We start from the raw sequence: 26,513 nt of genomic DNA, 5'->3' as shown, positions 1-26,513 counted from the left end.
TTCCCACTCCTTTATTCCTGCCATTTTTTTAAGGCCTCTTTAAATATTCCTGCCGCCTGTCTTATTTCAATTTCATTCACCGTTAGCGGAGGCACAAAACGAACCACCTTGCCCCCGGCACCTACCAGAAGCAAACCTTTCTCAAGGCATATTTCAATAAGCCCTTTAACTTCGCGGTCAAACTCTACTCCGATAAGCAGCCCCCGTCCCCTTATTTCTCTTATTCGGGGATCAGCAAGTTTTTCAATCTCTTCCATTAAAAGTCTTCCCTTATTTTCCACTTCCTCTAAAAAAGCCGGTTCTCCTACTATTTCAACCACTTTGTCTGCTACCGCACATGCCAAAGGATTGCCGCCAAAAGTCGAAGCATGATCCCCCGGGGCAAATCCAAACGCTGCCTTATTACTGGCTATAACTGCCCCAATCGGGAAACCTCCTCCCAAGCCTTTGGCCAAAGTGACAATGTCCGGTTTTATCCCATAATTTTCAAAGGCAAAAAACTTACCGGTCCTTCCTACCCCTGTCTGCACTTCGTCAAAAACTAACAAAATCCCTTCCTGGTCACACAGTTTTCTAAGACTCTGCAAAAAATTAAAATCAGCCGGTCTTATGCCTCCTTCTCCCTGAACCGGCTCTATCATAACCGCTGCAGTCCTGTCATTTACAAGGTTTTGTACCGACATTATGTCATTATATTCAGCATATACTATTCCTTCTAAAAGAGGGGCAAAGCCTTCGTGGTATTTATACTGACCAGTAGCAGTCAAAGCCCCCATAGTCCGCCCGTGGAAAGAATTTTTAAAAACAATAATCTCATTTTTTTCGGGCTCATTCTGCCGGTAAAAATATTTGCGAGTAAGCTTTATCGCCGCTTCATTAGCTTCAGCTCCACTGTTGCAGAAAAAAACCTTATCTAATCCTGAAAGGCAGGTAAGCTTTTCTGCCAATCTAACCTGGGGCTCTATCCAATAGAGATTGGAAACATGCCACAGATTAGCAGCCTGTTCCTTTAATGCCTGTATTAAAGCATCAGGAGAATGTCCTAAAACACAGGTAGCAATTCCAGCCACAAAATCAAGGTACTGTTTGCCGTCGGCATCCCATACATAAGAATCTTTGCCTTTGACTAAAGCTATGGGAAATCGTGCATAAGTTGACATAATATTTGCCTGTCCTTTATCTAAAATCTCTTTATTAGTCATAAGCCTTTCCCCTTCCTTAAAACACCTTATTCATCGATAACCATAGTTCCTATCCCCTGTTTGGTGAATATTTCCAATAAAATAGAATGAGGCACTCTTCCATCGATTATGTGGGTTCTTCCTACTCCACCGGTTACAGCTTCTACACAGCACTTTATTTTTGGAAGCATCCCGCCGGCAATAATTCCATCCCTGATGTAATTATCAACTTCGCTTACCTTAAGAACCGAAATAAGAGAAGAAGGATTATCGGGTTCCCTTAACAGGCCGGGAACATCGGTTAAAAGCACTAGTTTATCCGCCTTCATCGCTACCGCAATGGCAGCAGCAGCCAAATCAGCATTAATATTATAACTCTGCTGTTTATTATCCATGCCAATCGGTGCAATTACAGGTATATAGCCATTTTCAATAACCGTCTCGATTATCTGCGGGTTTACACTTCTGACTTCTCCCACAAAACCTAACCTGCCGGTAGAGTCAATAGGCCCGGCTTTTAAAAGCCCTCCATCTTTGCCGGAAATCCCGACTGCTTTTCCCCCATTAGCTTCAATTCCAGCTACGATTTCTTTATTCACCTTGCCTACCAGAACCATCTCTACTATTTCCATAGTTTCCGCATCAGTAACCCTTAAGCCATCAACAAACTCGCTTTTCAGCTCCAAGCGTTTAAGCATCCCGCTTATCTCCGGTCCCCCACCGTGTACTACAATCGGGTGCATACCTACATATTTCATAAGAACAATGTCCTGCATAACCTTATGTTTTAGCTCACAGTCGATCATGGCAGCCCCGCCGTATTTTATAACTACTTTTTTGCCGTAAAACTCCTTTATATAAGGCAGGGCTTCCACCAGTATCTCTGCTTTTTCCATCGCACTTATGACCAATGTTAATCCCCCCGTTTTCATCAAGTCCGGTATTCCGCATTTATGCGGACATAATCGTAGGAAAGGTCGCATCCCCAGGCGGCAGCTGTTTTATCCCCTGATTTAAGATCTACAATAATTACCACCGGGTCTTTTTGTAATTCCTCCAATGCCTTGTCTTCGTCAAAAATCAATCCCATACCGTTTTCCGCCATTTTCTCGGACCCCAGATATATATCAACCTTACCGGGATCAAAATCCGCCCCGGAATAGCCTGCTGCTGCCAAAATCCTGCCCCAGTTGGCATCATGCCCGAAAATCGCAGCTTTGGTAAGGTTTGAAGAAACAACAGAGCGGGCAATAAGCCGGGCATTTTTTTCATCAGGGGCGTTAATCACCTTCACTTCAATAAGGCGGGTAGCCCCTTCCCCATCTCTGGCAATCATCTTGGCCAAGGTTATGTTTATATAATTCAAAGCCTTCTTAAATTCCTTAAACTCAGGTGAATTTTCATCATCGATAAGCTCGTTTCCTGCTAATCCGTTCGCCATAATAATCGCCATATCATTAGTTGATGTGTCCCGATCTACGCTTATCATGTTGTAGGAAACATCCGCCGAAGAGGACAAAAGCTTTTGCAGACAACGGCTGCTTATATTGGCATCAGTAGCTATAAAAGCGAGCATAGTCGCCATATTTGGATGAATCATGCCAGAACCTTTGGCTATAGCCCCAATCCTTACCGGCTTTCCGCCAAGCTCGATTTCCACCGCTATCTCCTTGGTAACCAAATCGGTTGTAAGAATAGCCAGGGCAGCATCAGCCCCTCCTTCAGCAGATAGGTTTTGCACCGCCCGACTGATACCGTCCAAAACCTTATCCATCGGCATAAACACCCCGATAACTCCGGTAGAAGCAACTATAACATCTTTAACATCAATATTGAGAAGATTGGCAGCTGTTTCCGCCATCTTAATCGTATCCTGCCATCCCCTTTCACCTGTGCAGGCATTGGCATTCCCGCTGTTTACCACAACAGCCTGGGCAAAACCGTCTTTTAACTGTTCCCGGTTAAAGTCGACACAGGCTGCCCGCACCTTGTTGGTAGTAAAAACCCCGGCCGCACTGCATTTTACCTCTGAATATATAACAGCAATATCCCTTTTACCTTTCTTCTTTATCCCTGCACATACCGCTCCCGCCTTAAAACCTTTCGGAGCAGTTATTGAACCATCTATAATTTTCATCTGCATCATCCTCCAGCTTCATCTTATGGAAATAATGGTGCTAAATTTTTTAACCCTTTTCCTTCTTCCAATCTCAAAACCAGGTTTAAATTTTGCAGGGCCTGCCCTGAAGCCCCTTTAACCAAATTATCTATTGCTGAAACCAAAATAGCCTTTCCTCTATTTTCATCGCTATAAATCCCTATATCTATAAAATTACTGCCATAAACCCACCTGGTCTGGGGCATAAGTCCATTCGGCAGAAGTCGAACAAAAAACTCATTTTCATACTGTTCTTCTAAAACTTCTCTTATCTCTTTACCCTTAACCCCCGGCTTAAGCCTTACATAAATCGTGCTTAAAATTCCGCGGCTCATGGGAACAAGGTGGGGAGTAAAAACAAGGTCAACTTCTTTACCGGCAGCCAAGCTTAGCTCCTGAGCTATCTCCGGCATATGCCGGTGTCTTCCTACACTATAAGCTTTTACCCCTTCATTTACTTCACAAAACATGCTGGCAAGCTTCAAACTTCTCCCTGCCCCTGATACCCCAGTTTTCGAATCTATGATTATATTCTCACTTTCAACCACTCCAGCTTTAAGCAGGGGAGAGAGGGGGATTATAGCACTGGTCGGAAAACATCCGGGATTTGCTATAATATCTGCATTTTTTATCTTCTCCCGATTAAGTTCAGGTATACCGTAAACTGCCTTATTTAAAAGATACGGATTTTCATGCTCTTTATCATAATAGGCAGCATAAACACGGGCATCTTTCAGCCTAAAATCTGCTCCTAAATCAATACACTTTATCCCGGCAGCTGCCAGTTCGGAAACTATTGGCACTGAAAGTCCATGAGGAAGAGCCAAAAAAACTGCATCACATTTTTTCTTTATAGTCCCCAAATCGGTAGGTTCACAAACCAAAGAGCTAAAGTGCGCAAGGCTTGGATATACCTCATCTATTCTCTTTCCTATGTTATCAACCGAAAATATGCAAACCGGTTCTATTTCATCATGACCTGCCATCAACCTTAAAAGGTCAGCAGCCGTATAACCATCCCCGATTATGCCTATCTTATATTTTGCCATTTTTTAAAAACCTCCTTTGCTGACCTTATTTACGAATCTTAAATTTAATAACCATATCCTGTAAGATTCCATAATGTTTTTATAATTATACATCTATATGAATATTTTTTCAATGGTGTTCTGTCATTCTTAACCTGCTTCAAAAACAAAAAAGGCAGCCGTTTAAAGCTGCCTTAAAAAATCCCCTTCCAAGCTTATATTATTTTTATTTTTCTATCAGATTGCTGACTGGGAAGCAGGCTCCATGAGCAGGATAAATAGTTTCTGCTCCCGCTTTTTTTATCTTATCCCAACTTTTATAAACCTCTTCCGGCATTTCAGCAAAAATGGGATAATTCGTCTTCTGAAAGGCAAAATTCATGGCCAAATCCCCTACCATTGCTCTGCCGTCATCTAAAACCACCGAAAGAGACCCTTTTGTATGACCCGGGGTCGGGATAACCCTTCCATTAACCCCGTAAGGACGCAGGTCAAACTCCCCTTCACACCTGAGCTCTGCTGTAACCGGTTTAAAGCGGAACAAAAATTTTAAACCTTTTCCCATTGTGCTCATAACACTTCCCGCCGTATTAGTCCCTGGTGGTATAACCACCTCACCTCTGGCTAGAATATCCGCCTCATATGGATGAATAAGCACCGGACAACCGCACATATTCTTAATATCCGCCAAACTTCCAATATGGTCAAAATGAGCGTGGGTAATAATGATAAGATTAATTTTTTTAGGGTCAATTCCTAAGTTTTTAACCTGCCTTAAAAAACTCTTTTCCTTTCTGAGCTCTCCTGCATCAACCATAATATAACCGTTCTTGCCCTTAATAATGTAAGTGTTGGTTATTCCCAATGTTACTATATTAATATCCACCTCATTCCCTCCCCTTTAAGCCTTTTTTCCATTATAAACCTCGCCAGGAAAAACAGAAAGAAAAAGCGGGAAAACATATCAAAAGCCCTGCAGGTCAGCCGATAAGGCTCCCGCAGGGCTTCGGATTTGCTGAGGTCAGCTTATGCTGTCCGGATATTGTATAGCTGCTGTTATTATATTGTCTTGAACGTTTACTGTCATCTCGGTTTCTTCTTTCAGTTCATTTATGGCAGCTTGCACTTTAGTAATAAAAACTATTTGCAGCTCTACATCTTGAGCCGGCAAGCTCCGTTATCCGCTTTTGTCCTTCTTCCAGCTCCCTGGCGGTATCTAAAAGATACTGGGTAGCCTGGGCTACTAAACGGTTATCTCATCTATAGTGCCTTTTATCTCCTGAGCAAATAGATTTGAACTTTCCGCCAGTTTCAGGAATGCTATCTGCTGCCGTGTTTATTTCTAATAAATATTATTCAAAAACATATAACGCTGTAATTCAATTAAGTATTATTAATCTCTCTTATATTATACTTGGTATCATTTTAGGTATTATCCACATAACAAGGCAATACAGCATTCCCGGAAGTTGGAAACTTGATAAGCTGCAAATTATGGTATTTACGATTCCTTTGTTAGCATTTTATCTAATATTGATTTTTAATGTGCAAGACATTTTTATCCGCTATCACATGGTAATCAACAGTTTTTTTAAAGATGCAATCGGTATTCTAATTGGCTATTCATTTATAAGCAGCTTTTATAAAGGTTAATCTAAAAAAATTTTTAAATTGCTTTAAATTACAAAATTCTATAACCATGTTTATAAAACTAAATATTCCCGGTTTTTTGTCACCGGGAATATTTTATTATAAGCCTGCTTTTTAATCTCTGGCACTACTCATCTTACAAACTCACATTTCTCATCTTTTCCAGCTCTTCCTGCAGCTTTTGAGCTATCACTGCCAGCTCCTGGCCTACCCTTGCTACCTCCTGCATAGATTGGCTCTGTTCTTCACTTATTCTAGAAGTATAGGTAGCTGCTTTATTTATATCTTCCATAAGTTCAAAGCGCTGTTCTGATTCGCCGGCAATTTCTTCTATCAGATGTGCCAGTTCCATTATGCGGTTTTGTCCTTCCTCCAACTCTCTTGCTGTGCTTCCCAAATATTCAGTAGCATCCATAACCAGTTTAATAATTTCATCAATGGTTCCTTTAATCTCCTGAGCTGATATATTTGAGCTTTCCGCCAGTTTCCTTATTTCATCGGCTACCACTGCGAAACCTTTGCCCGCCTCTCCAGCCCGAGCAGCTTCAATGGAAGCATTTAATGCCAAAAGATTAGTCTGGGAAGCTATATTCTGAATAGAAGTTACAACATTTATTATGAATTCCGACTTCTGCTTCAAAATACCAGTTTTATCTACCGAAGCGCGCATTGAACGATTAATTTGCTCTATGTTTTCTTTTATACTGACTGCAAATTCCTGGCAATAAATGGTTTTCTCATTAATTTTTCGGGTATTTTCTACTCCAATTTCAGTTAAACGCAAAACTTCAGCTGAATTTTCGCTTACTTTTTCAGAAAGATCGCTTACTTCCTGCGAAGAAGCAGCCAACTCCTCAGATACTGCACTGAGCTGTTCTGCCTGTTCACCAACTGAACTGGTAAGGTTGTGATATTTAGTTATATCTTTGCTTATCTCAATAGCCCCTATTGGATTACCTTCTTCATCATATACTCCTCCATTAGAAACTAAACATACCTTAGGGTTGCCATAACGGTCATACATGGTATCTTGAGCTTCTTTCACAAATCCGGATTTATTTAAAACGCACTTCTGGGTAGGACAATCCTTGCACACTGGAGCTTTTATAATGTCATAACACTTTTTCCCTAAAACTTCGCTCTCCTTGTAACCTGTAAGTTCTTCCATATTTTTAGACCATAATATTATGTTGTAGTCCATATCCCTTATGTAATAAGCATCAGGCATGGCATTCTTAACTGCCTTTAAAATACTGATTTCTCTTTTTAAGCGGGCTATTTCTTCATCCTTTTGGCGCAGTTCTTCAGCTGTTATATTGCGGCGGTTAAGCATATTACCCCTCCTTATCTTCCGGCATATATTACCTGAACAAATATTATGATTATTGTGTTTATTTTGAAAAAACTTTCTTCTTTCTATTTCTCCTTCTTCCAATATAATCCTGCATATTTTTATGTTTATTTTCGGCTATCTAATTCATAAAGCAGACTTATAAACAAAAAACGGGCTTTACGCCCTCATCAAAAATCTAATCGACAATTAATTTTATTTCAACATCCCTTAAACTCCACTTTTTCTTTGTTTATAAACGCTTTCATTCCACTTTTCTGGTCTTCCGTTGCAAAACATAAACCAAAAAGATCGGCTTCTATGCTCATACCGGTGTCTATATCGGTCTGTCCCCCTTTGTTTATGGCCGATTTTGCAAATTTCACAGCCAACGGGGCATTGGAAGTTATCTTTTCTGCCATTTTCTTTGCTTCTTTCAATAGTTCATTTGCAGGATAAACATAGTTAACCAAACCAATCCGGTATGCTTCTTCAGCGCTTATCATGCTGCCGGTCAGGATAAGCTCCATAGCCCGCCCTTTGCCTATAAGCCGGCTTAAACGCTGGGTTCCTCCAAAGCCGGGAATAATACCTAAAGTCACCTCCGGTTGTCCGAATTTAGCCTTGTCAGATGCCAGCCTGATATCGGCAGCCATGGCCAATTCACATCCGCCACCTAAAGCAAAACCATTTATCGCTGCAATAACCGGTTTTTCAAGCTCCTCAATTTTTCTAAAAACCTCCTGACCTGTTTTCCCAAAACTCCTGCCTTGGACTGCATTTAAAGACTGCATTTCCCTGATGTCAGCTCCAGCCACAAAGGCCTTATCTCCAACTCCGGTAACAATAATTGCCCTTACTCCTTCATCCCTGCCGAGTTCATCAATCGCTTTTCCTATTTCCATTAAAACCTCAGTATTAAGTGCATTTAATACCTCCGGCCTACTAACCCACAATATACCAGTATAGTTTTCACGTTCGATTTTCACATACCTATAACTCATTACACCTTCCCCCCTATTTTTTCCTACTAACTATATACTATACTAAAAGTCTTAATTTTAGAATATTTCTGTAACTTTTTCCCTTATGTATTCATATCTTATTTTATGGAAAAGATAAATTTAGAATAGCTTGTCGGGATTATTCCCGATAAGCTTTCATATAGATAGGGAAGGCTTTTCTGCCTTCCCTTTCTTACATCTTTATATAATAAGCTTCAGCTCCGCACGAGCGGCACTTTCCATTTTCAAAATTTACAAATTGAGTTTTATAACCATCCCTCTTTATCAAAATATTACCGCAATTCAAACACGGGGTATTGTTTTGTTCTCCCGGAAGATTACCTAAATAAACAAAGTTAAGATACTCTTTTGCAATATCCCGGGCTTTTTTTAACGTTCCTTCCGGAGTAGGACTGGAAGTAAATTTATAAGCCGGATAATAGCGGGAAAAGTGCAGAGGAATATCCGGATTTAATTCGGCAAGCCAGCGGGAAAGATTTCTTAATTCTTCTTCACTGTCATTTTCTCCCGGAATTATAAGGGTAGTAATCTCCACATGCCCAGTTAAAGCTGCCTCCTCCACCGTCTGCATAACCGTTTTTAAATCTCCCCGGCAGTTTCTCCGGTAAAACTCATCGGTAAAGGCTTTTACATCAATGTTTAAGGCATCTATACAGGGCAAAAGCCTTTTTAAAGGCTTCTTTTTTATATAACCGTTGGTAACTAAAACTGTTTTCAGATTTTCATTTTTTAAAATTTCAGCTGTTTCCAAAACATATTCATACCATATCAAAGGCTCATTATAAGTAAAAGCTAATCCTATCGAATCTTTTCTTTGCGCATCCATTGTCACGGCAACCAGCCCAGACAGATCCACCTCATATAAGTCAGGGATTTCATGAGCTAAATGGTAGTTCTGGCAAAATCCGCAGGAAAAATTGCAGCCTGCTGTCCCCGCCGATAAAATATTTTTCCCGGGATAGAAATGATAAAAAGGCTTTTTTTCAATTGGGTCTAAGGCCAGAGCAGCCAGTCTACCGTAATTTAAACTTACGAGTTTTCCTTCCAGGTTTCTTCTCATCCGGCAAATACCAGTTCTCCCGGGCATTATCCTGCATTCATGCGGACATAAAAGACATTTCACTTTATCTTCCTCTAGCCTTTCATAAAACAAAGCTTCCTTAATCTTAATCATATCCTTTCACCAATCTTTAAGTATATCTTGTAACTTTAAACCTCTCTATCTGATAATCTTCATCCGGTCTTATTCCTGCCTTTTGTAAAGCAATTGAAAGCTGTTCTTCTACAGTGTCTACTCCTTCCAGATCCGGCAAAAGAAGACCACGCCGGCTGCCTTTGCTTACTATTACTCCATAGTTCTTCGGATCTAAATCATCCTTAGTACAAGGCTCAGGTTTTTCTAAAACATCTACCGAATAAACTAAATCCTTAAGCTCCTCTTTTTCCACTGGCAAAAACCGGGGATCACGGGTTCCAGCACTTATTGCATTATAGGCAATCTCTAAAGCCAGGTTTTCATGGGCAGGAAGAATCGTTCCTATACACCCTCTAAGGCTTCCGTATTTTTTAAGCGAAACAAAGGCAGCCGCCTTTTGCTTCTCCAGAGTTTTCATTTCAGCTGGAAGTTCAGGTATTTTTTGTTCGGTAATATAGCTTTCCAAAACCATTCGCGCCCACCTAACCGGAAGAGATTCATTTTTTCTTATTTCTCCCATTTTCTTTTTCTCATCATTTTCCATTTTGTTAAGATAGCTTATCCCCTGGTTTCCCGGCAGCAAACCTGCAGTAAGATAACCTACACCAAATGGGCCGGCATATTCCAAATGTTTTATTTGAAAATCTCTACCATCTAAGCTTCCCAGCATCATAACCAGCGAGCGGTAGCCACACTCCCCGGCATTTTCCCTTATATCATTTGGTATTTTCAGCAAAGCTTCAACTTCTCCTTTTTCCATGTGTTCTTTTATCATCCGGTCAAACTCCGGGCCATCGGGATGATAACTGTAAGGTCCCTCTTCCTTCAAACGGTGCGACATATCTCCAGAGGCTACAATCGCCACTCTTCTGCCAAGGTCGGCGGCAGCTTTCTCTACAATTTTGCCAAATTTATAAAGTTTTAAAAACGGTAAATAGCCTATGCTGATAGCTAATATTGCAACATCATCAAGCCCTGCCTTTTTAAGATAATACATGGGAACTAATATCCCATGGTCAAGCCTTGCATTAAGGCGATTTCTTGCGGCTGTTTCTTCATCTATTAGAATAAAATCTATACCTTCATCTTTTGCCTGCACTGCAACTTTCTTAAGCAAAGTAAGGTCGTTTTCTACCTTAAAATTAACATTCCTACAGCCAAATGCGGCAAAATCTCCTTTTAATTCAGGCATACTAAGAGCACTAAGACAATCACTGAAAACATTGCCATGAGGAGTAAAAAAAACAATAGTTTCGGGATCAGCCCCTTTAATATCATCTGCTATTTTTTTCATGCTATCTACGATTTTTTCTACTTTTCCAAGGTTTGTCCCCCCAATTTCCGGAATAAGCAAGGGAGGGTGGGGAGAAAGAGCTGCATAAACCAGCATATCAAGGCCTCCTTATCTTTTAGCCTTTTCATTTACTCCTGATTCTGAAGCAAAATACTTCACTATTCCTGAACATATAGCATGGGCCATTTTTTTCTGATATTCTTCATCAGTTAACAATTTACCTTCCTTATAGTTGGATATAAATCCTACTTCTACTAAAACTGCAGGCATTTCTGTATTGTTCATTACAAAGTAGTCGCCCGCTAATGCATCCCTTTTAGTATTTTTTAAAAGCCTTTTTATTTCACTTTGTATAGCTTCAGCCGCTTTTTTGCTTTCTTCACTTTGCTGATGGTAAAAAGTCTGAGCTCCTGACCAGCGCGGGTTGGGATCTGCATTGGTATGGATGCTGACAAATAAATCAGCCCCGGTTTGATTAGCCTTTTCTACCCTTTTGCTAAGGCCTTTCCGGTGCCTCTCCCGGTAACTTCCCTTAAAATTATCCTCTACCAAATCAGTATCGCTGCTGCGGGTCATTATTACAGCTGCTCCTGCTGCAGCCAGTTCAGAGGCTAATTTTTGGCTCATTTTTAGAGTTATATCCTTTTCTATAATATTTCCCCGGGTTGCTCCCGTATCTATTCCACCATGTCCGGGATCAATTACTATTACCTTACTGGCAACATTATACACCATAAGCTCTGTCTCAGTTTTGTTTTCCCATCTTATCACCATAAATGTGAGCAGCAAAAATAAACATACAACTATCTTGACCTGTTTCCTCTGCACTTATTTTCCCCCTGGGCATAATCTTATTATTAGTTTTATATATGCTTTCAGCCCCCTTTTAATAACTAGATGTTCACAAGGAAGTTTAAGTTAAATAACTTGGAGCAAAAATAAAAGGAGACATTCTCGCATTTGAGAAATGTCTCCTTTGCATTTTTTTTGTTTTTAGCGTTTGGAGTACTGCGGTGCTTTTCTTGCTTTGTGCAATCCGTATTTTTTTCTTTCCTTCATGCGTGGATCGCGGGTTAAGAAACCGGCTTTTTTAAGCTGCGGTCTTAAATCAGGATTTGCTTTAACTAAAGCCCGTGCAATACCTAAACGAACAGCACCTGCCTGCCCGCTTACTCCTCCGCCGTGTACCCGGCATATAACATCAAATCTGCCTTCCATATCGGTCAGCACTAAAGGCTGTTTAACTATAAGGCGGCTGACCTTGTTAGGAAAGAAATCTTCAAACTCACGGTTATTTATAATAATTCTGCCATCACCAGGTATTAACCTAACTCTGGCTATAGCTTTTTTTCTGCGTCCGGTTCCCCAGTATTGTACCTTTGCCATCTTCATCCTCCTTACCCTCTAAGCTCGCGAATTTCTGGTTTTTGAGCCTGATGCGGATGTTCGCTTCCTCTATACACTTTAAGTTTTTTAAACATCTTTCTTCCCAAGCGGTTATGTGGAAGCATCCCTTTTACTGCTACTTCAATGGCTTTTTCCGGCTTTTTCTGCAGGAATTCGCGATAGGTCATTTCCTTTAAACCGCCTGGATACCCGGAATGACGGCGATATAACTTCTCATCCAGTTTGTTGCCAGTTAAAACAACCTTTTCTGCATTAATAATGATTACATAATCTCCGGTATCAACATGAGGTGTATATATCGGTTTATGTTTGCCTCTCAAAATTGTTGCAACTTCTGAAGCAAGCCTACCAAGTGTCTGTCCACTAGCATCTATAACATACCATTTGCGTTCAATTTCCGCAGGTTTGGCCATGTAGGTTTTCACATCGTTCCCTCCTGTTTATCTTGCTTACAGCTTTTTATTTTTATATACCTGCCAACGGGGCCAGACAGGCATATAAAAATAAGCCTACCTAATTATATTAGCTAATCTTATTTCCTTTTGTCAAGAAAAGGGTTTAAGTTTTATTATAGGTATTCTACCTTTACCAGATAAAGCCCTTGAGGCGGTGCAGTTGCTCCAGCTTTATTCCTATCTTTAGACTCAATAATCTCTTTCACATATTCTGAACTATATGTGCCTTTACCTACTTCCACCAGTGTTCCTACTATTATTCTAACCATATTGTATAAAAAACCATCAGCTTCTATCTCCAGAATCAGGAAAGGTTTCTTTTCTTCTATATCCAATCTTGTAACTGTTCGCTCAAAATTTTTTACCGCTGAGCCGCTGCTGCAAAAAGATCTGAAATCATGCCTCCCCAAAATAAAATGGGCAGCTTTCCTCATCTCTTCAATATTTAATTTTTCTGCATTTATCCAGGCATAATTGCGGTAAAAGACTGCTCCTTCCTCTTGCCGATAAATAATATAACGGTAAGTCTTTTTTATAGCGCTGAATCGGGGATGAAAATTTTCATCAACAGTTGAACTTTGCAAAACCCTGATATCCCGCGGTAAAACACTGTTCAAGGCTGGCTTCCATTTATCAACAGGTATAGTAGATGAGGTACTAAAAACTACTACCTGTCCTAATGCGTGTACTCCGGCATCTGTGCGCCCGGCTGAAATAACACTAACCCTTTCACCAGTAAGTTTCAGGATAGCCTGTCCCAGCTCAGCCTGCACCGTATGGGCGTTGTTCTGCACCTGAAAACCGTGATAATTAGTACCATCGTATTCAATTACAAGCTTTATCCTTTTTATATTTCCTTCATTCATAACCAGATAGTTATGAGCCACACTCCTCCTATAATTCCGATATACATAAAATCATATGGGGTAAATTTTAAAACATTAAGATGACTTCTTTCTCCTTCTCCCTGATAACACCTTGATTCCATAGCAGTCGCCAGGTCGACTGCCCGCTGAAACGATATACGCAGGAGAGGTATTAATACAGATATATAGTTTTTTAGCCTTTTTATAATACTTTTTTCCTCAAAATTTATTCCCCGGCTCATCTGAGCTTTTTTTATCCGTTCCCAGTCTTCAATATAAAGGGGGATGAAGCGCAAACTTATAGTCATTATCATTATAAGCTCATGTACTGGAAATTTTATTCTTTTAAGCGGAGAAAGCATTTTTTCCATTCCGCTGGTTAAGGATAATGGAGAAGTTGTCCCCATCAAAACTTGCATTGAAAAAATAATTATAAAAAGTCGCAATCCTAAATTTAAGGCTGCATCAAATCTCTGTCCGAGTTCTTCTTCCGCCAGCAAGACCTGAAAAAAAGCAGTTATCAAAATCAAATACAGTAAAGGTTTAAGGGAATCAAAATAATATCTTATCCCTACCTGGCTTAAAGCCCCCAGTATCAAAACTGTTCCTAAAAAAATCCCTGTCTCTACGGGATAAGCTGAGGTAAAAGTACCAACAACCAAAATAACGGTTCCTATCACTTTACTCCGCGGATCTAATCTGTGCAAGATCGAATTTCCAGGAATATACTGTCCTAAACCAATATTCTTAACCACTTTTCACTTCATCCTTAAGAGTCCCTAAATACTTTGCAATTTCTCGGGCTGCCTCTTCCCTGGTTCTAACCTTAACATTGATATTAAACCCTTTTTCCTTTAAATAATATAAAACTTCATGATGCAAAGGAGGGGACACGCCTAAATTTTTTATTTCTTTTATATACAATGCAATCTCATCTATCTTGATATCAAGCTTAACTCTGCCATCTGCTAAAATTAATAATCGATTGCAGACGGGAACAAGATATTCTAAATTGTGTGAAACAATAATTGTAGTTGTTCCCCGGGTTTGATTAAGTTCTTTTATACTCTGGTATATTTTCCTTCTCCCCTCATAATCTAAAGCCGCAAAAGGCTCATCTAAAAGTAAATAACGGGGATTCAAAGCTAATATGTCGGCTATGCCCACCCTTCTTTTTTCTCCACCGCTAAGCTCATTAGGACGGCGGTCTTTAAATTTAACGTATTCCAGCCCTGTCAGCTTCATGGCTGTTTTTACTCTTTCGAAGGTTTTTTTTTCATCTATGCCCAGGTTTTTAGGTCCAAAAGCAATCTCCTTATATACATCAGTCTCAAAAATCTGTTCTTCAGGAAATTGGAAAACTAATCCAACCTCCCGTCGAACAGCTGCTATTTCGTCTGCAGGAATCATAGTTATATCATAATCATCAACTATTATCTTTCCTCTACATGGTCTTAAAAGTCCATTTAAAAGCTGCAAAAAGGTAGACTTGCCCGACCCTGATTTACCCATAATCCCTAGAATTTCACCGTTTTCTATGTTAAGAAATATATCCTCTAAAGCCTTCTTTTCAAAAGGGGTTCCTTTTTTATATATATGAGTTACGCCTTTTATTTTAATCGGCATAAAAAATCCACCATTTCCTGAACTGTAAATTCTTCAGGTTTAAAATCTATTCCATACTGTTTTAAATTTTGCATAAACTGAGTAATGGCTAAAGGCTCAATCCCTGCTTCTTTCCAGATATCAGCCTTTCCTAATAATTCTTTAGGTTTTTTATACTCTTTTACTTTTCCGTTTGCCACCACCAATATGCGGTCAGCTTCTATTATTTCTTCTAAATCATGAGTTATCCAGATAAGAGCAACCCCTAATTCAGAATTTATCTGTTTTAACAAACCGGTTATAAGCTTTCTTCCTTCCGGCTCTATCATAGAAGTAGGCTCATCTAAAACCAAATAATCCGGCTTTAAAGCTAAAATCCCAGCCAAGGCTACCCGTTGCTTTTGCCCACCTGATAAAAGATAAGGAGGATGTTTTTTAAACTCCTCCATTTCTACCAGCTTTAATGCCTCATCTACCTGGAGCCGGATCTCCTCTGGTTTTATGCCCAGGTTTTCAAGCCCAAAAGCTACATCTTCTTCTACAACGCTGGATACTATTTGATTGTCTGGATTAGGCAAGAGCAAGCCTACTTTACGCCGTATTTTAATAAGATCTTCTGCTTTCCTCGTATCAAGTCCATCTACCAGGACTTTGCCTTTACTAGGGATTAAGATTCCATTAAACATACGGGCTAAAGTCGACTTACCCGAACCATTCCTGCCTACGATTCCAATAAATTCGCCTTTATTTATCGTAAAGCTGATATTGTTCAGAATTAAAGAACTATTCTCCTTATAGTAGTAGTGGACATTTACAAATTCAATCATAGTTCTTTAGTCAACTAATTCCAGGATTGCCATAGGAGCTCCGTCCCCTTTGCGGAATCCAGTTCTGACAATCCGGGTATACCCTCCCTGTCTGTCTGAATAACGTTCAGCCAGTTCAGTAAATAATTTATGAACTACATCTTCCCGCATAATGTATGCATATGCCTGTCTTCTGGCATGTAAATCTCCGCGTTTTCCTAAGGTAATCATCTTATCGGCTATCCGCTGAATCTCTTTAGCTCTGGTTTCAGTAGTAGTTATCTTTTCTCCGTCTAAAAGAGAAGTAACAGCATTTCTAAGCATAGCTTTTCTATGATCACTTCTTAAACCTAATTTACGATAACTCACCTTGCGCCCTCCTTTCTTAATCTTCCGGCTGTTTAAAGCCCAAACCGAGCTCTTTCAGCTTCTTCTCGATCTCTTCTAATGATTTCTGGCCTAAATTTCTTATCTTGCTCATTTCTTCCCGGGTTTTCTGAACTAGATCCCCTACGGTGTTGATATTAGCCCGTTTTAACCCATTGGAAGCACGAACCGAAAGCTCCAATTCTTCAATCGACATTTCTAAAATCTTGTCTTTCTTCTCTTCTTCTTTTTCTACCAAAATTTCTACCTCTGCATAGGTATCATTAATTTCAGTAAAAAGCTTCAGATATTCAATAAGAATCTGAGCTGATAAACTTACAGCCTCTTCTGGCTTAATGCTTCCATCAGTCCACACTTCCAGAGTAAGGCTGTCATAGTCAGTTTTTTTGCCCACTCTAGCATTATCCACCGTGTAGTTAACTTTTTTTACCGGTGTGTAAATAGAGTCTATCGGAATTAGCCCTACTATTTCCTCTTTTTTTATCGGCTGTTGATCTGCACTCACATAACCCCGACCGCGTTCCACAGTCATCTCAATATTAAGCCGGGCCCCTTCATCCAGCGTTGCTATATGAAGGTCAGGATTGAGTATAGTTACCTCTGAGTCATGTTCAATATCTGCAGCCGTAACTTTTTTGGGCCCGGTCTGCTCAATCCTTATAATTTTGCGTTCACTTCCGTTATAGCCTACTACCAGCTTTTTTATATTAAGTATTATTTCGGTAGTATCCTCAACCACATTGGGAATAGTCGAAAATTCATGCAAAACCCCATCAATTTTAATTGACGTAACAGCCGCCCCAGGCAAAGATGAGAGCAAAACTCTCCTCAAAGAATTGCCCAGTGTAGTGCCATACCCCCGTTCTAAAGGCTCGATAACAAACTTCCCGTAGTTTGCTTCCTCACTCTTTTCTACACATTCAATACGGGGTTTTTCCATCTCCAGCATTTATCTATCCCCTCCTTCAGGGTCTTTATCTTGAATACAGCTCAACTATAAGCTGTTCCTTAACTGGAGTATCTATTTGATCCCTTGTAGGATAAGCCAAGACTGTTCCCTTCATATTTTCTACATCTACGCTAAGCCATTCTGGCACAGTTTTATAAGCAGCCTGTTCCTTTAACTCCTGGAATTTAGGAGAGGATTTGCTGCCTTCTTTCACCTGAATTACATCACCAACTTTAACCAGCATAGAAGGAATATTAGCCTTTCTTCCATTAACAGTAAAGTGCCCATGACTTACAAGCTGGCGTGCTTCCCTACGGGAAGATGCAAAACCTAAACGATAAACTACATTGTCCAATCTTCTCTCTAAAAGTATTAAAAGATTTTCCCCGGTTATTCCCTTCTGCCGATCAGCCTTAGCAAAATAATTGCGGAACTGTTTCTCCTGTACTCCATAAATTCTCTTGGTTTTCTGCTTTTCACGCAGCTGAATTCCATATTCACTGAGTTTCTGACGGCGTCCCTGACCATGAACTCCCGGAGCGTAAGGGCGTCTTTCCATTGCACATTTATCGGAATAACATCTATCTCCTTTTAAGTACAGCTTCTCTCCTTCGCGGCGGCACTGGCGACAAACTGATCCAGTATATCTTCCCACTTTATACCACTACCTCCTTAAACTCTTCTTCTTTTAGGCGGTCTGCATCCATTATGAGGAATAGGTGTAACATCTTTTATTACACTTACTTCCAGACCTGCAGCCTGCAGTGACCGTATAGCAGCTTCACGCCCTGCCCCAGGTCCTTTTACATAACATTCAACTTCTTTCATTCCGTGTTCCATAGCTGCCTTTGCAGCAGCTTCAGCAGCCTGCTGAGCAGCAAACGGTGTGCTTTTTCTTGAACCTTTAAATCCAACAGTTCCAGCACTTGCCCAGGCAATAGCATTGCCTTTCTTATCAGTTATTGTAACAATAGTGTTGTTAAAAGTAGATTTAATATGCGCAATACCATATTCAACATTCTTTTTTTCACGTCTTTTAACTCTGGTGGTTGTCTTTTTGGCCACTCAATTATCCCCCTTTTGGCTATTTTTTCTTGCCAGCAACTGTTCTTCTAGGTCCTTTACGAGTCCGTGCATTAGTCTTGGTTCTTTGCCCTCTTACCGGCAAACCGCGACGATGGCGAAGGCCACGATAACAACCTAAATCCATCAATCTCTTTATGTTCATGCTGACCTCACGACGAAGGTCGCCTTCTACGGTATATTCGCGGTCAATAATTTCTCTCAGCTTGGAAACTTCTTCCTCAGTTAAATCTTTGACTCTGGTATCAGGATTTATACCTGCCTTAGCCAGTATTTTTTGGGAAGAAGGTCTGCCTATCCCATATATATAAGTTAATGCGATTTCAACCCTTTTATCACGCGGTAAATCTACACCCGCAATTCTTGCCAAAACTGTCCACCTCCTGAAAATTAACCTTGTACCTGTTTATGCTTTGGGTTTTCACAAATTACCATGACTTTACCTTTACGCTTTATTACCTTGCACTTTTCACACATTGGCTTTACTGATGGTCTAACCTTCAAAGTTATTCCCTCCTTAACTCATTCCACGGGATCTTATTTAAAACGATATATTATCCTACCACGGTTCAGATCATAAGGTGATAATTCCACCATTACCCGGTCTCCTGGCAATATTCTTATAAAGTTCATGCGCATTTTTCCAGATACATGGGCGAGGACCTTATGGCCGTTTTCCAGTTCAACCCTAAACATAGCATTAGGGAGTGGTTCAATAACTGTACCCTCAACCTCAATAACATCATCTTTCGCCATTATCAGACCTCCTTCCCATCTCTTTCTCTAGCTTCCCCGATTTTCTTCAGGTTTTTTCTTATAACATGATTTTCCGGAACTTTACCTTCTTTTAGATAGGCCATAACATCTTCGGCTATTATATTAGTGAACTGCAGATGTTTGCTGTTTTTCAGTTTGGGATTTTCAATCTTTCGCAAATCACCGTCCGCTAACAGACAGAAATTATTATTAACAACCCCTACCACAACAAACATTCTGCCCTTATCCCTGCCAGCCTTGGAAAATACAACCTTGCCTATCCTATCATCCAAAAAAAACCGCCTCCTAAGACCTCTTGGTCAAAATCTCCGGACCATTATCAGTTATAGCAATTGTATGCTCAAAATGAGCGGAAAGGCTGTGATCATAAGTTATCGCTGTCCACCCATCAGGGGCCGTATAAACCCTGTAAGTCCCTACATTAAGCATGGGTTCAATAGCTAAAGTCATTCCTGGTTTAAGCACTGGTCCGCGGTCAGGTCTTCCGAAGTTGGGTACAGGAGGATCTTCGTGCATACTACGTCCGATGCCATGGCCTACAAAGTCACGCACCACAGAAAAACCCTGTTTTTCAGCATATCTCTGAATAGCATTGGATATTGCGCCTAACCGGTTTCCCGGCACCGCCTTTTCGATGCCTTTATAAAGCGCCTCTTCCGTAACTTTAATAAGCCCTAAAGCTTCCGCCTTAACTTCTCCTACCGGAACAGTAATGGCGGAATCTCCTGCATATCCATTCAGTATAATCCCAAAGTCTATACTGATAATATCTCCCTCTTCAAGAACCCTGTTTGAAGGGACACCATGAACAACCTCATCATTGACCGAGGCGCATATAACCCCAGGGAAAGGACGCCCCCCGCGGGGATTGGGATAATTTTTAAAAACAGGGACTGCCCCTCGTCTTTTACACTCAAATTCGGCAATCGCATTCAAGTTGTTGGTTGTTATTCCTGGCTTTACTTTTTCTTCCAGTATTTTGAGAATTTCCGCCACTACTCTTCCCGCCAGGCGCATTTTGACAATTTCATCAGGAGTCTTTAAAATTATCATCCAAGATTCTCCAATACCTTTTTGATGTCTTCAAAAACTAAATCTGCAGAACGGTCTCCATCTATGTTGCAAAGAACTCCGGATCTGTCGTAATAATCCAGAAGGGGATTAGTTTGTTCATGGTAAACAGCAAGCCGCTTTTTAACTGTATCCCCGCGGTCATCACTTCGTACTATCAGCTCTCCACCACATTTGTCACAAACCCCTTCTTTGGCGGGAGGATTAAATTTAACATGGTAAACCGTTTTACATTCTTTACAGGTAACCCTTCCACTCATACGTTCAATTAAAATCTCATCTGGAACAGAAATATTTACAGCTGCTTCAATTTTTTTGCCCATTTCGCTTAAAACCCGATCCAGAGCTTCAGCCTGGGCAATTGTACGTGGAAAACCATCTAAAAGAAAACCTTTTGCACAATCTGGCTGGGCAAGCCTTTCCTCAACTATGCCAATTGTTACTTCATCCGGAACCAATCTTCCTTCATCCATGTACTTTTTTGCTTCTAATCCTAGAGGCGTACCTTTAGCTACTGCCTCTCTGAACATATCCCCGGTTGAAATATGAGGTATAGGATAGGTTGCTTTAATTTTTTCTGCCTGAGTGCCCTTTCCGGCCCCCGGAGGCCCCATTAATATAATATTCACCACTGATCATCTCCTATTTCACAAATCCTTCATAACTTCTCAACAGGAGGTGGGATTCAATCTGTTTCATAGTATCAAGTGCAACCCCAACTACAATCAACAAAGCAGTTCCTCCAAACCATATACCGGTTATCCCGGTTATACCTATCACAATTGTAGGCAGTACTGCGATTAATGCAAGAAAAATTCCACCTGCTAACGTAAGGCGGGACAGTACTTTATCAATATACTCCGCAGTAGGTCTCCCCGGACGTATTCCCGGAATAAATCCGCCATACTTTTTAATATTTTCTGCTACATCTAATGGATTGAATATTATTGCTACATAGAAATAGGTAAAGAAAACAATCAAAGCAGCATAAATAACATTATATGCCACAGTGCCAAAATGGAAATAAGTATTTAAAAACTGATTTAAACTGGACTGAGGATCAGTCCAAGACGCTATGGTCGCCGGGAACATCATAAGTGACATAGCAAAAATTATCGGAATAACCCCGGCCGAATTAACTTTTAAAGGCAAAAAAGTGCTTTGCCCACCGTAAACCCTTCTTCCTACCACTCTTTTGGCATACTGTATAGGAATTCTTCTTTGTCCTTCATTTACAGCAATAATGGCAACAATTATAGCCAAGGCAATTACAATAAACAGGATTATGTTAAATACCCCGATTATGCCGCCGGAAATCTGCTGAATAACTGCACCAAATTCACCCGGCAGGCGCGAAACTATACCGGCAAATATTAAAAGTGAAATACCGTTGCCAATACCTCTCTCGGTAATCATTTCCCCAATCCACATGAGGAAAGCAGTTCCAGCGGTAAGAGAAACAGCAATCAGGAGATATGACCCAATACCCGGATTCACAACTACGCCATATCTAGCTAAAGCAATAGACATTCCAATAGCCTGAATGAATGCCAGTACTACAGTTCCATAACGCACATATTGGGCAATAATCTTGCGTCCTTCCTCTCCTTCTTTGGAGAGTTCTTCTAATCGCGGAATAATTACCTGCAAAAGCTGCATTATGATGGATGCATTAATATATGGTGTAATACTCATTGCAAATATACTGAATTTTTTAAATGCACCACCAGAAATTATATCAAAAAAACCAAACAGCTGACCACCTAATAGCTGCTCAATAGCATCTGTATTTATTCCGGGTACAGGTATATGGGCTCCCAGCCGGAACACCAGGAGCATCATTAAGGTAAATAATATTTTTGTTCGCAGGTCCCCAACCTTAACTGCCTGCCCAACAGAGCCTAACATTAAATCACCTCAACCTTGCCGCCCCTGGCGTTTATCTTTTCTTCCGCCTGTTTGCTTACTTTATGAGCCCTAACCACAAGCTTCTTTTCTAATTCTCCATCACCTAATATTTTTACTCCATCTTTTACTGATTTAATTAAACCTCTGGAGATAAGAAGCTCCGGAGTTATTTCAGTTCCATCTTCAAAGACATTAAGGTCTTTAACATTAACAATGGCATATTCTTTTTTGAATATATTAGTAAATCCGCGCTTTGGTATGCGTCTTTGTAAGGGCATCTGTCCACCCTCAAATCCAGGCCTTACTCCCCCACCGGAACGAGCCTTTTGCCCTTTATGTCCGCGAGTAGAGGTTTTCCCATGACCAGATCCTGGACCTCTTCCTACTCTTTTCGGGCGTTTATTCGCGCCAGCCGGAGATTTTAGTTCATCCAGTCTCACTGTAAAACCTCCCTTAAATTTACTCGATTTCTTCCACAGTAACCAGGTGCTTTACTTTATTTATCTGCCCTCTAATCTGGGGGCAGTCTTCTTTTATCACCGATTGATTAAGTTTTTTAAGTCCTAAACTTTTAATAGTCGCTCTCTGGGTTTGAGGGCAGCCTATAGTGCTCTTAGTCCAGGTAATTTTTAATTGCTTAGGCAATTTTATCCCTCCTAATTCAATATCTCATCTATGGTTTTACCCCGCAGTTTTGCCACATCTTCTGCTCTTTTGAGACTCTTTAATGCTTCAATAGTTGCATAAGCCATATTTATAGAATTATTTGAACCTAAAGATTTTGTGAGTATATCTTTAACCCCGGCAGCCTCGAGAACTGCTCTTACTGCACCACCAGCTATAACTCCGGTACCGGGAGCAGCAGGCTTCATCCATACTTTGGCTGCACCAAACTTTGTTAACTGTTCATGTGGTATAGTCCGATCCTCGATCAAAGGAACAGTAATCATATTCTTTTTGGCATTCTCCAAGGCTTTGCGGATAGCTTCCGGAACTTCAGCTGCCTTACCTGTGCCTACTCCTACCTTCCCTTGACCATCACCAACAACTACCAAGGCACTAAAGCTAAATCTTCGTCCACCTTTTACTACCTTAGCAACCCTGCGGATATTGATAACTTTTTCTATCATTTCCGGAGCAGCTTGTTTATTATCGCTCATCTTTTCCCTCCTAGCTTACGGATTTAAAAACTAGAAATTAAGCCCTTTTTCACGTGCAGCATCAGCCAAAGCTGCTACTTTTCCATGATACTTATAGCCACTGCGGTCGAAAACCACACTAGTTATTCCTTTAGCCAGGGCTTTTTCTGCAATACTAGCTCCAACCATTTTCGCTGCTTCAATATTAGTTTTTGAAGGAAGCCCGCGCAAATCTTTATCCAGGGTTGAAGCAGATACTAAAGTTACTCCTCTTTCATCATCTATAATCTGAGCATATATATGATTAAGGCTCTTATAAACACAGAGTCTGGGAGTTTCTGCAGTTCCAGATACCTTTTTGCGCACTCTCCTGTGTTTAATCTTTCTTAATTCGTTTCTGCTGGGTTTCTTAAACAAGGTCCTCACTCCCTTCTAAACCTATTTAGAACCAGCTTTACCAGCTTTACGTCTAATCTGTTCATTTTCATATTTAATTCCCTTACCTTTATACGGTTCAGGTTTTCTTATAGCTCTTATATGAGCCGCTGTGTTTCCTACCAGCTGTTTATCAATGCCTTTTACCACAATCTTGGTGGGTGCTGGAACTTCAAACTCAATTCCTTGAGGCGGCTCAACTTCTACCGGGTGGGAAAATCCAATATTTATTACCAGTTTCTTGCCCTGCAACTGAGCACGATATCCAACTCCAACCAGCTCTAAGCGCTTTTCATAACCGTTAGTAACCCCTTCAACCATATTAGCCAGCAAGGCGCGAACTAAACCATGATAAGCTCTATTTTGACGCAGATCATTTGCTCTCGTAACTATCAGCTGGTCTCCTTCTTGGGTTACAGTAATATCACCAGGGATTTCCTGGGTTAATACCCCTTTAGGTCCTTTGACGGTAACTGTTTTTCCTTCTATTTTAACTTCTACACCTTTGGGTAGACTGATAGGCTTTCTTCCAACTCTTGACACGCATTTTCCCTCCTTCAGCTACCATATATAGCAAATTACTTCTCCGCCAAGCCCAAGCTTGCGTGCTTCTTTATCAGTCATTACACCTTTCGAAGTGGATATAACTGCTGTTCCCAGTCCACCCAGTACCTTAGGAACTTCGTCTTTCTTTACATATACCCTGAGACCTGGCTTACTGATTCTTTTTATCCCAGTAATAACCTTTTCTTTATTAGGTCCATACTTGAGGTATATTCTGATTATTCCTTGTTTTCCATCTTCGATATATTCATAATCCTTGATGTACCCTTCATCTTTCATAATCTTGGCAATGGCAAGTTTCATTTTAGAACTGGGTACCTCAACGGTCTCATGCATGACCATGTTGCCGTTTCTGATCCGGGTCAGGAAATCGGCGATAGGATCAGTCATGACCATATTTTATACCTCCTTTACATAACAACACTACCAGCTTGCTTTCTTAACTCCTGGAATTTCGCCTTTATGAGCAAGTTCACGGAAACATATTCTGCACATGCCAAATTTCCGCATATATGCCCTAGGTCTTCCACATATTTTGCAGCGATTATATTCACGAACCTTAAATTTTTGAGGCCTCTTCTGCTTGGCTATCATAGATTTCTTGGCCATTTAATCACTTACCCCCTATCTCTAAATGGCATTCCCATAAGTCTTAAAAGTTCACGTGCTTCTTCATCCGTTTTAGCCGTAGTAATTATGCTAACTTCTAAACCTCTAATCTTATCAATTTTGTCGTATTCAATCTCGGGGAATATAGTCTGTTCTTTTATTCCCAAAGCATAATTTCCTCTACCATCAAAAGCATCAGGCGACACTCCTCTAAAATCGCGTACCCGGGGAAGAGCAAAATTAATCAATTTATCTAAAAAGTCATACATTCTCTCACCACGCAGGGTTACTTTACAACCAATGGGCATCCCTTCGCGCAGCTTAAATCCTGCAATAGACTTGCGAGCTCTAGTTACAACCGGCTTTTGCCCAGTTATTGCAGTAAGGTCATTTACAGCTCCATCCAATGCTTTAGGATTCTGAACAGCTTCTCCTACCCCAACATTAAGAACAATCTTATCTATTTTAGGAACCTGCATAACATTTTTATAACCGAACTTTTCCATAAGTTTAGGCACTATTTCCTGTCTGTAAAGTTCCTGTAACCTAGCCATGTAATTTTGAGCCTCCTTTCCTGGAGCATTAATCTATTATCTCTCCGCATTTTTTACATACTCTAACTTTTTCTTTATTATCAAGGATTTTGGCACCAACCCGAGTCGGTCTATTGCACTTGTTGCAGATTAGCATAACATTAGACACATGTATAGGTGCCTCAATTTTTAGTATTCCTCCTTGGGGAACAGCACGGGAAGGCTTCTGATGCTTCTTTACTTTATTGACGCCTTCTACTACCACACGCCCCTCTTTAGGAAATGCTCTTAAAACCTTACCTTTTTTACCGGCGTCCTTTCCCGTAATGACCATGACATTATCGCCCTTTTTTATGCGCATCTTCTACACCTCCATGATTAAAGGACTTCCGGAGCTAGGGATACAATCTTCATAAAATTCTTTTCTCTGAGTTCCCTGGCTACAGGCCCAAAGATACGGGTTCCTCTCGGATTGTTGTTATTATCTATTATCACCGCAGCGTTTTCAGAAAAAGATATATATGAACCATCTTCGCGCCGTATTTCCTTTTTGGTACGTACTACAACTGCCTTAACTACATCACCTTTTTTCACAATACCACCTGGGGCAGCTTCCTTAACAGAAGCGATTATAATATCCCCTACTGTGGCATATCTTCTGGTTGAGCCGCCAAGAACCCTTATGCATAAAAGCTTCTTAGCTCCTGTGTTATCTCCAACCTGGAGTATTGTTTCTTGTTGAATCAACTTGTAAACCTCCCTCCATAATGCAGGCCTACTCTAAAGTCTTGGCTTTTTCTACGATTTCCACAAGCCTCCATCTTTTATGCTTGCTTAATGGGCGGGTTTCCATAATTCTTACTACATCGCCAACTTTAGCCTCATTATTTTCATCATGAACCATATATTTTTTACTGGTCTTTATAGTCTTTTTATATAAAGGATGCTGTTTTACGGTTTCAACACGGACAGTAATGGTTTTATCCATCTTGTCGCTTACAACCGTCCCAAGCCTTACCTTTCTATTTCCGCGATTTTCAGACACCCTTAGACCTCCT

The 26,513-nt window shown here is 40.5% G+C and carries 39 protein-coding genes; all 39 read right to left on the bottom strand.

Annotated elements, in window-relative coordinates; all coding sequences use genetic code 11:
• Positions 1 to 11 precede the first annotated feature (11 nt).
• Positions 12 to 1,202, bottom strand: coding sequence for an aspartate aminotransferase family protein (locus H0Z36_RS00800; RefSeq protein WP_296862955.1), 1,191 nt, complete (start codon positions 1,200 to 1,202; stop codon positions 12 to 14).
• A gap of 26 nt (positions 1,203 to 1,228) precedes the next feature.
• Positions 1,229 to 2,113: an acetylglutamate kinase gene (gene argB, locus H0Z36_RS00795; protein ID WP_296863352.1), complete on the bottom strand. Its 885-nt coding sequence runs from the start codon at positions 2,111 to 2,113 to the stop codon at positions 1,229 to 1,231.
• On the bottom strand, positions 2,113 to 3,318 hold the full coding sequence (argJ, locus tag H0Z36_RS00790) for a bifunctional glutamate N-acetyltransferase/amino-acid acetyltransferase ArgJ (RefSeq protein ID WP_296862953.1): 1,206 nt from the start codon (positions 3,316 to 3,318) through the stop codon (positions 2,113 to 2,115). The genes argB and argJ overlap by 1 nt, the downstream gene beginning before the upstream one ends.
• A 23-nt stretch (positions 3,319 to 3,341) precedes the next feature.
• Positions 3,342 to 4,388: an N-acetyl-gamma-glutamyl-phosphate reductase gene (gene argC / locus H0Z36_RS00785; protein WP_296862951.1), complete on the bottom strand. Its 1,047-nt coding sequence runs from the start codon at positions 4,386 to 4,388 to the stop codon at positions 3,342 to 3,344.
• Positions 4,389 to 4,593: 205 nt separating this feature from the next.
• On the bottom strand, positions 4,594 to 5,253 hold the full coding sequence (locus tag H0Z36_RS00780) for an MBL fold metallo-hydrolase (RefSeq protein ID WP_296862949.1): 660 nt from the start codon (positions 5,251 to 5,253) through the stop codon (positions 4,594 to 4,596).
• 135 nt (positions 5,254 to 5,388) lie between these two features.
• Complete coding sequence (locus H0Z36_RS00775; protein ID WP_296862947.1) at positions 5,389 to 5,538, bottom strand: hypothetical protein; 150 nt, start codon at positions 5,536 to 5,538, stop codon at positions 5,389 to 5,391.
• Positions 5,539 to 6,153: 615 nt separating this feature from the next.
• Positions 6,154 to 7,350, bottom strand: coding sequence for a methyl-accepting chemotaxis protein (locus tag H0Z36_RS00770; RefSeq protein ID WP_296862945.1), 1,197 nt, complete (start codon positions 7,348 to 7,350; stop codon positions 6,154 to 6,156).
• 218 nt (positions 7,351 to 7,568) lie between these two features.
• A complete protein-coding gene (locus H0Z36_RS00765; protein WP_296862943.1) occupies positions 7,569 to 8,351 on the bottom strand; it encodes an enoyl-CoA hydratase-related protein in 783 nt (260 codons plus the stop codon).
• A gap of 193 nt (positions 8,352 to 8,544) precedes the next feature.
• Positions 8,545 to 9,546: an AmmeMemoRadiSam system radical SAM enzyme gene (gene amrS / locus H0Z36_RS00760; protein ID WP_296862940.1), complete on the bottom strand. Its 1,002-nt coding sequence runs from the start codon at positions 9,544 to 9,546 to the stop codon at positions 8,545 to 8,547.
• Positions 9,547 to 9,562: 16 nt separating this feature from the next.
• A complete protein-coding gene (gene amrA / locus H0Z36_RS00755; RefSeq protein WP_296862938.1) occupies positions 9,563 to 10,957 on the bottom strand; it encodes an AmmeMemoRadiSam system protein A in 1,395 nt (464 codons plus the stop codon).
• A gap of 12 nt (positions 10,958 to 10,969) precedes the next feature.
• A complete protein-coding gene (gene cwlD / locus H0Z36_RS00750) occupies positions 10,970 to 11,689 on the bottom strand; it encodes an N-acetylmuramoyl-L-alanine amidase CwlD (protein ID WP_296862936.1) in 720 nt (239 codons plus the stop codon).
• A 165-nt stretch (positions 11,690 to 11,854) separates the two neighbouring features.
• Positions 11,855 to 12,247 carry a 30S ribosomal protein S9 gene (gene rpsI, locus H0Z36_RS00745; protein ID WP_296862935.1) on the bottom strand — a complete coding sequence of 131 codons (393 nt, stop codon included), beginning with the start codon at positions 12,245 to 12,247 and terminating at the stop codon, positions 11,855 to 11,857.
• Between the two features lie 11 nt (positions 12,248 to 12,258).
• Positions 12,259 to 12,693, bottom strand: coding sequence for a 50S ribosomal protein L13 (gene rplM, locus H0Z36_RS00740; protein ID WP_296862933.1), 435 nt, complete (start codon positions 12,691 to 12,693; stop codon positions 12,259 to 12,261).
• Between the two features lie 143 nt (positions 12,694 to 12,836).
• A complete protein-coding gene (gene truA, locus H0Z36_RS00735) occupies positions 12,837 to 13,574 on the bottom strand; it encodes a tRNA pseudouridine(38-40) synthase TruA (protein WP_296863351.1) in 738 nt (245 codons plus the stop codon).
• An 11-nt stretch (positions 13,575 to 13,585) separates the two neighbouring features.
• Complete coding sequence (locus H0Z36_RS00730) at positions 13,586 to 14,344, bottom strand: energy-coupling factor transporter transmembrane component T (protein ID WP_296862930.1); 759 nt, start codon at positions 14,342 to 14,344, stop codon at positions 13,586 to 13,588.
• Positions 14,337 to 15,215, bottom strand: coding sequence for an ATP-binding cassette domain-containing protein (locus H0Z36_RS00725; RefSeq protein WP_296862928.1), 879 nt, complete (start codon positions 15,213 to 15,215; stop codon positions 14,337 to 14,339). The genes H0Z36_RS00730 and H0Z36_RS00725 overlap by 8 nt, the downstream gene beginning before the upstream one ends.
• Positions 15,200 to 16,021, bottom strand: a complete 822-nt coding sequence (locus tag H0Z36_RS00720) for an energy-coupling factor transporter ATPase (protein ID WP_296862926.1) — start codon at positions 16,019 to 16,021, stop codon at positions 15,200 to 15,202. The genes H0Z36_RS00725 and H0Z36_RS00720 overlap by 16 nt, the downstream gene beginning before the upstream one ends.
• 6 nt (positions 16,022 to 16,027) lie before the next feature.
• Positions 16,028 to 16,369, bottom strand: a complete 342-nt coding sequence (gene rplQ / locus H0Z36_RS00715) for a 50S ribosomal protein L17 (protein WP_296862924.1) — start codon at positions 16,367 to 16,369, stop codon at positions 16,028 to 16,030.
• 16 nt (positions 16,370 to 16,385) lie between these two features.
• Positions 16,386 to 17,336 (bottom strand): DNA-directed RNA polymerase subunit alpha, encoded by a 951-nt coding sequence (locus H0Z36_RS00710; protein ID WP_296862921.1) that lies wholly within the window; start codon positions 17,334 to 17,336, stop codon positions 16,386 to 16,388.
• A gap of 25 nt (positions 17,337 to 17,361) precedes the next feature.
• Positions 17,362 to 17,991, bottom strand: a complete 630-nt coding sequence (gene rpsD, locus H0Z36_RS00705; RefSeq protein WP_296862920.1) for a 30S ribosomal protein S4 — start codon at positions 17,989 to 17,991, stop codon at positions 17,362 to 17,364.
• A 17-nt stretch (positions 17,992 to 18,008) separates the two neighbouring features.
• A complete protein-coding gene (gene rpsK, locus H0Z36_RS00700; protein ID WP_296862918.1) occupies positions 18,009 to 18,401 on the bottom strand; it encodes a 30S ribosomal protein S11 in 393 nt (130 codons plus the stop codon).
• 19 nt (positions 18,402 to 18,420) lie between these two features.
• Positions 18,421 to 18,789, bottom strand: a complete 369-nt coding sequence (gene rpsM / locus H0Z36_RS00695) for a 30S ribosomal protein S13 (protein ID WP_296862916.1) — start codon at positions 18,787 to 18,789, stop codon at positions 18,421 to 18,423.
• Between the two features lie 20 nt (positions 18,790 to 18,809).
• Positions 18,810 to 18,923 carry a 50S ribosomal protein L36 gene (gene rpmJ, locus H0Z36_RS00690; protein WP_073090637.1) on the bottom strand — a complete coding sequence of 38 codons (114 nt, stop codon included), beginning with the start codon at positions 18,921 to 18,923 and terminating at the stop codon, positions 18,810 to 18,812.
• A gap of 33 nt (positions 18,924 to 18,956) precedes the next feature.
• Positions 18,957 to 19,178: a translation initiation factor IF-1 gene (gene infA, locus H0Z36_RS00685; RefSeq protein ID WP_366508833.1), complete on the bottom strand. Its 222-nt coding sequence runs from the start codon at positions 19,176 to 19,178 to the stop codon at positions 18,957 to 18,959.
• Positions 19,178 to 19,468 (bottom strand): KOW domain-containing RNA-binding protein, encoded by a 291-nt coding sequence (locus tag H0Z36_RS00680; RefSeq protein ID WP_296862910.1) that lies wholly within the window; start codon positions 19,466 to 19,468, stop codon positions 19,178 to 19,180. The genes infA and H0Z36_RS00680 overlap by 1 nt, the downstream gene beginning before the upstream one ends.
• A gap of 13 nt (positions 19,469 to 19,481) precedes the next feature.
• On the bottom strand, positions 19,482 to 20,249 hold the full coding sequence (gene map, locus H0Z36_RS00675; protein WP_296862908.1) for a type I methionyl aminopeptidase: 768 nt from the start codon (positions 20,247 to 20,249) through the stop codon (positions 19,482 to 19,484).
• The gene (locus H0Z36_RS00670) at positions 20,246 to 20,896 is read right to left on the bottom strand and encodes an adenylate kinase (protein WP_296862906.1); all 651 of its coding nucleotides are present in this window, start codon (positions 20,894 to 20,896) and stop codon (positions 20,246 to 20,248) included. Before H0Z36_RS00670 ends, map begins: the two co-directional genes overlap by 4 nt.
• 13 nt (positions 20,897 to 20,909) lie before the next feature.
• A complete protein-coding gene (gene secY / locus H0Z36_RS00665) occupies positions 20,910 to 22,175 on the bottom strand; it encodes a preprotein translocase subunit SecY (RefSeq protein ID WP_296862904.1) in 1,266 nt (421 codons plus the stop codon).
• On the bottom strand, positions 22,175 to 22,615 hold the full coding sequence (rplO, locus tag H0Z36_RS00660; protein WP_296862902.1) for a 50S ribosomal protein L15: 441 nt from the start codon (positions 22,613 to 22,615) through the stop codon (positions 22,175 to 22,177). Before rplO ends, secY begins: the two co-directional genes overlap by 1 nt.
• Positions 22,616 to 22,634: 19 nt before the next feature.
• Positions 22,635 to 22,820: a 50S ribosomal protein L30 gene (rpmD, locus tag H0Z36_RS00655; RefSeq protein WP_296862900.1), complete on the bottom strand. Its 186-nt coding sequence runs from the start codon at positions 22,818 to 22,820 to the stop codon at positions 22,635 to 22,637.
• An 11-nt stretch (positions 22,821 to 22,831) separates the two neighbouring features.
• Positions 22,832 to 23,335 carry a 30S ribosomal protein S5 gene (rpsE, locus tag H0Z36_RS00650; protein ID WP_296862898.1) on the bottom strand — a complete coding sequence of 168 codons (504 nt, stop codon included), beginning with the start codon at positions 23,333 to 23,335 and terminating at the stop codon, positions 22,832 to 22,834.
• 30 nt (positions 23,336 to 23,365) lie between these two features.
• Complete coding sequence (gene rplR / locus H0Z36_RS00645) at positions 23,366 to 23,731, bottom strand: 50S ribosomal protein L18 (protein WP_296862896.1); 366 nt, start codon at positions 23,729 to 23,731, stop codon at positions 23,366 to 23,368.
• Positions 23,732 to 23,752: 21 nt separating this feature from the next.
• A complete protein-coding gene (gene rplF, locus H0Z36_RS00640) occupies positions 23,753 to 24,292 on the bottom strand; it encodes a 50S ribosomal protein L6 (RefSeq protein WP_296862895.1) in 540 nt (179 codons plus the stop codon).
• A gap of 18 nt (positions 24,293 to 24,310) precedes the next feature.
• Complete coding sequence (gene rpsH, locus H0Z36_RS00635; protein WP_296862893.1) at positions 24,311 to 24,709, bottom strand: 30S ribosomal protein S8; 399 nt, start codon at positions 24,707 to 24,709, stop codon at positions 24,311 to 24,313.
• A 27-nt stretch (positions 24,710 to 24,736) separates the two neighbouring features.
• Entirely contained in the window at positions 24,737 to 24,922 is a 186-nt protein-coding gene (locus H0Z36_RS00630; protein ID WP_296862891.1) for a type Z 30S ribosomal protein S14, read from the bottom strand.
• 8 nt (positions 24,923 to 24,930) lie between these two features.
• Positions 24,931 to 25,476 (bottom strand): 50S ribosomal protein L5, encoded by a 546-nt coding sequence (gene rplE, locus H0Z36_RS00625; protein ID WP_296862889.1) that lies wholly within the window; start codon positions 25,474 to 25,476, stop codon positions 24,931 to 24,933.
• Between the two features lie 28 nt (positions 25,477 to 25,504).
• Positions 25,505 to 25,816, bottom strand: a complete 312-nt coding sequence (rplX, locus tag H0Z36_RS00620; RefSeq protein WP_296862888.1) for a 50S ribosomal protein L24 — start codon at positions 25,814 to 25,816, stop codon at positions 25,505 to 25,507.
• Between the two features lie 17 nt (positions 25,817 to 25,833).
• Positions 25,834 to 26,202: a 50S ribosomal protein L14 gene (gene rplN, locus H0Z36_RS00615; protein ID WP_296862886.1), complete on the bottom strand. Its 369-nt coding sequence runs from the start codon at positions 26,200 to 26,202 to the stop codon at positions 25,834 to 25,836.
• A 28-nt stretch (positions 26,203 to 26,230) separates the two neighbouring features.
• Positions 26,231 to 26,500, bottom strand: a complete 270-nt coding sequence (gene rpsQ, locus H0Z36_RS00610; protein ID WP_296862884.1) for a 30S ribosomal protein S17 — start codon at positions 26,498 to 26,500, stop codon at positions 26,231 to 26,233.
• Positions 26,501 to 26,513 lie beyond the last annotated feature (13 nt).

This window comes from Thermosyntropha sp. (assembly GCF_017656155.1).
GTDB lineage: Bacteria > Bacillota > Syntrophomonadia > Syntrophomonadales > Syntrophomonadaceae > Thermosyntropha.
This window is presented reverse-complemented; position numbering and strand designations above follow the sequence as displayed.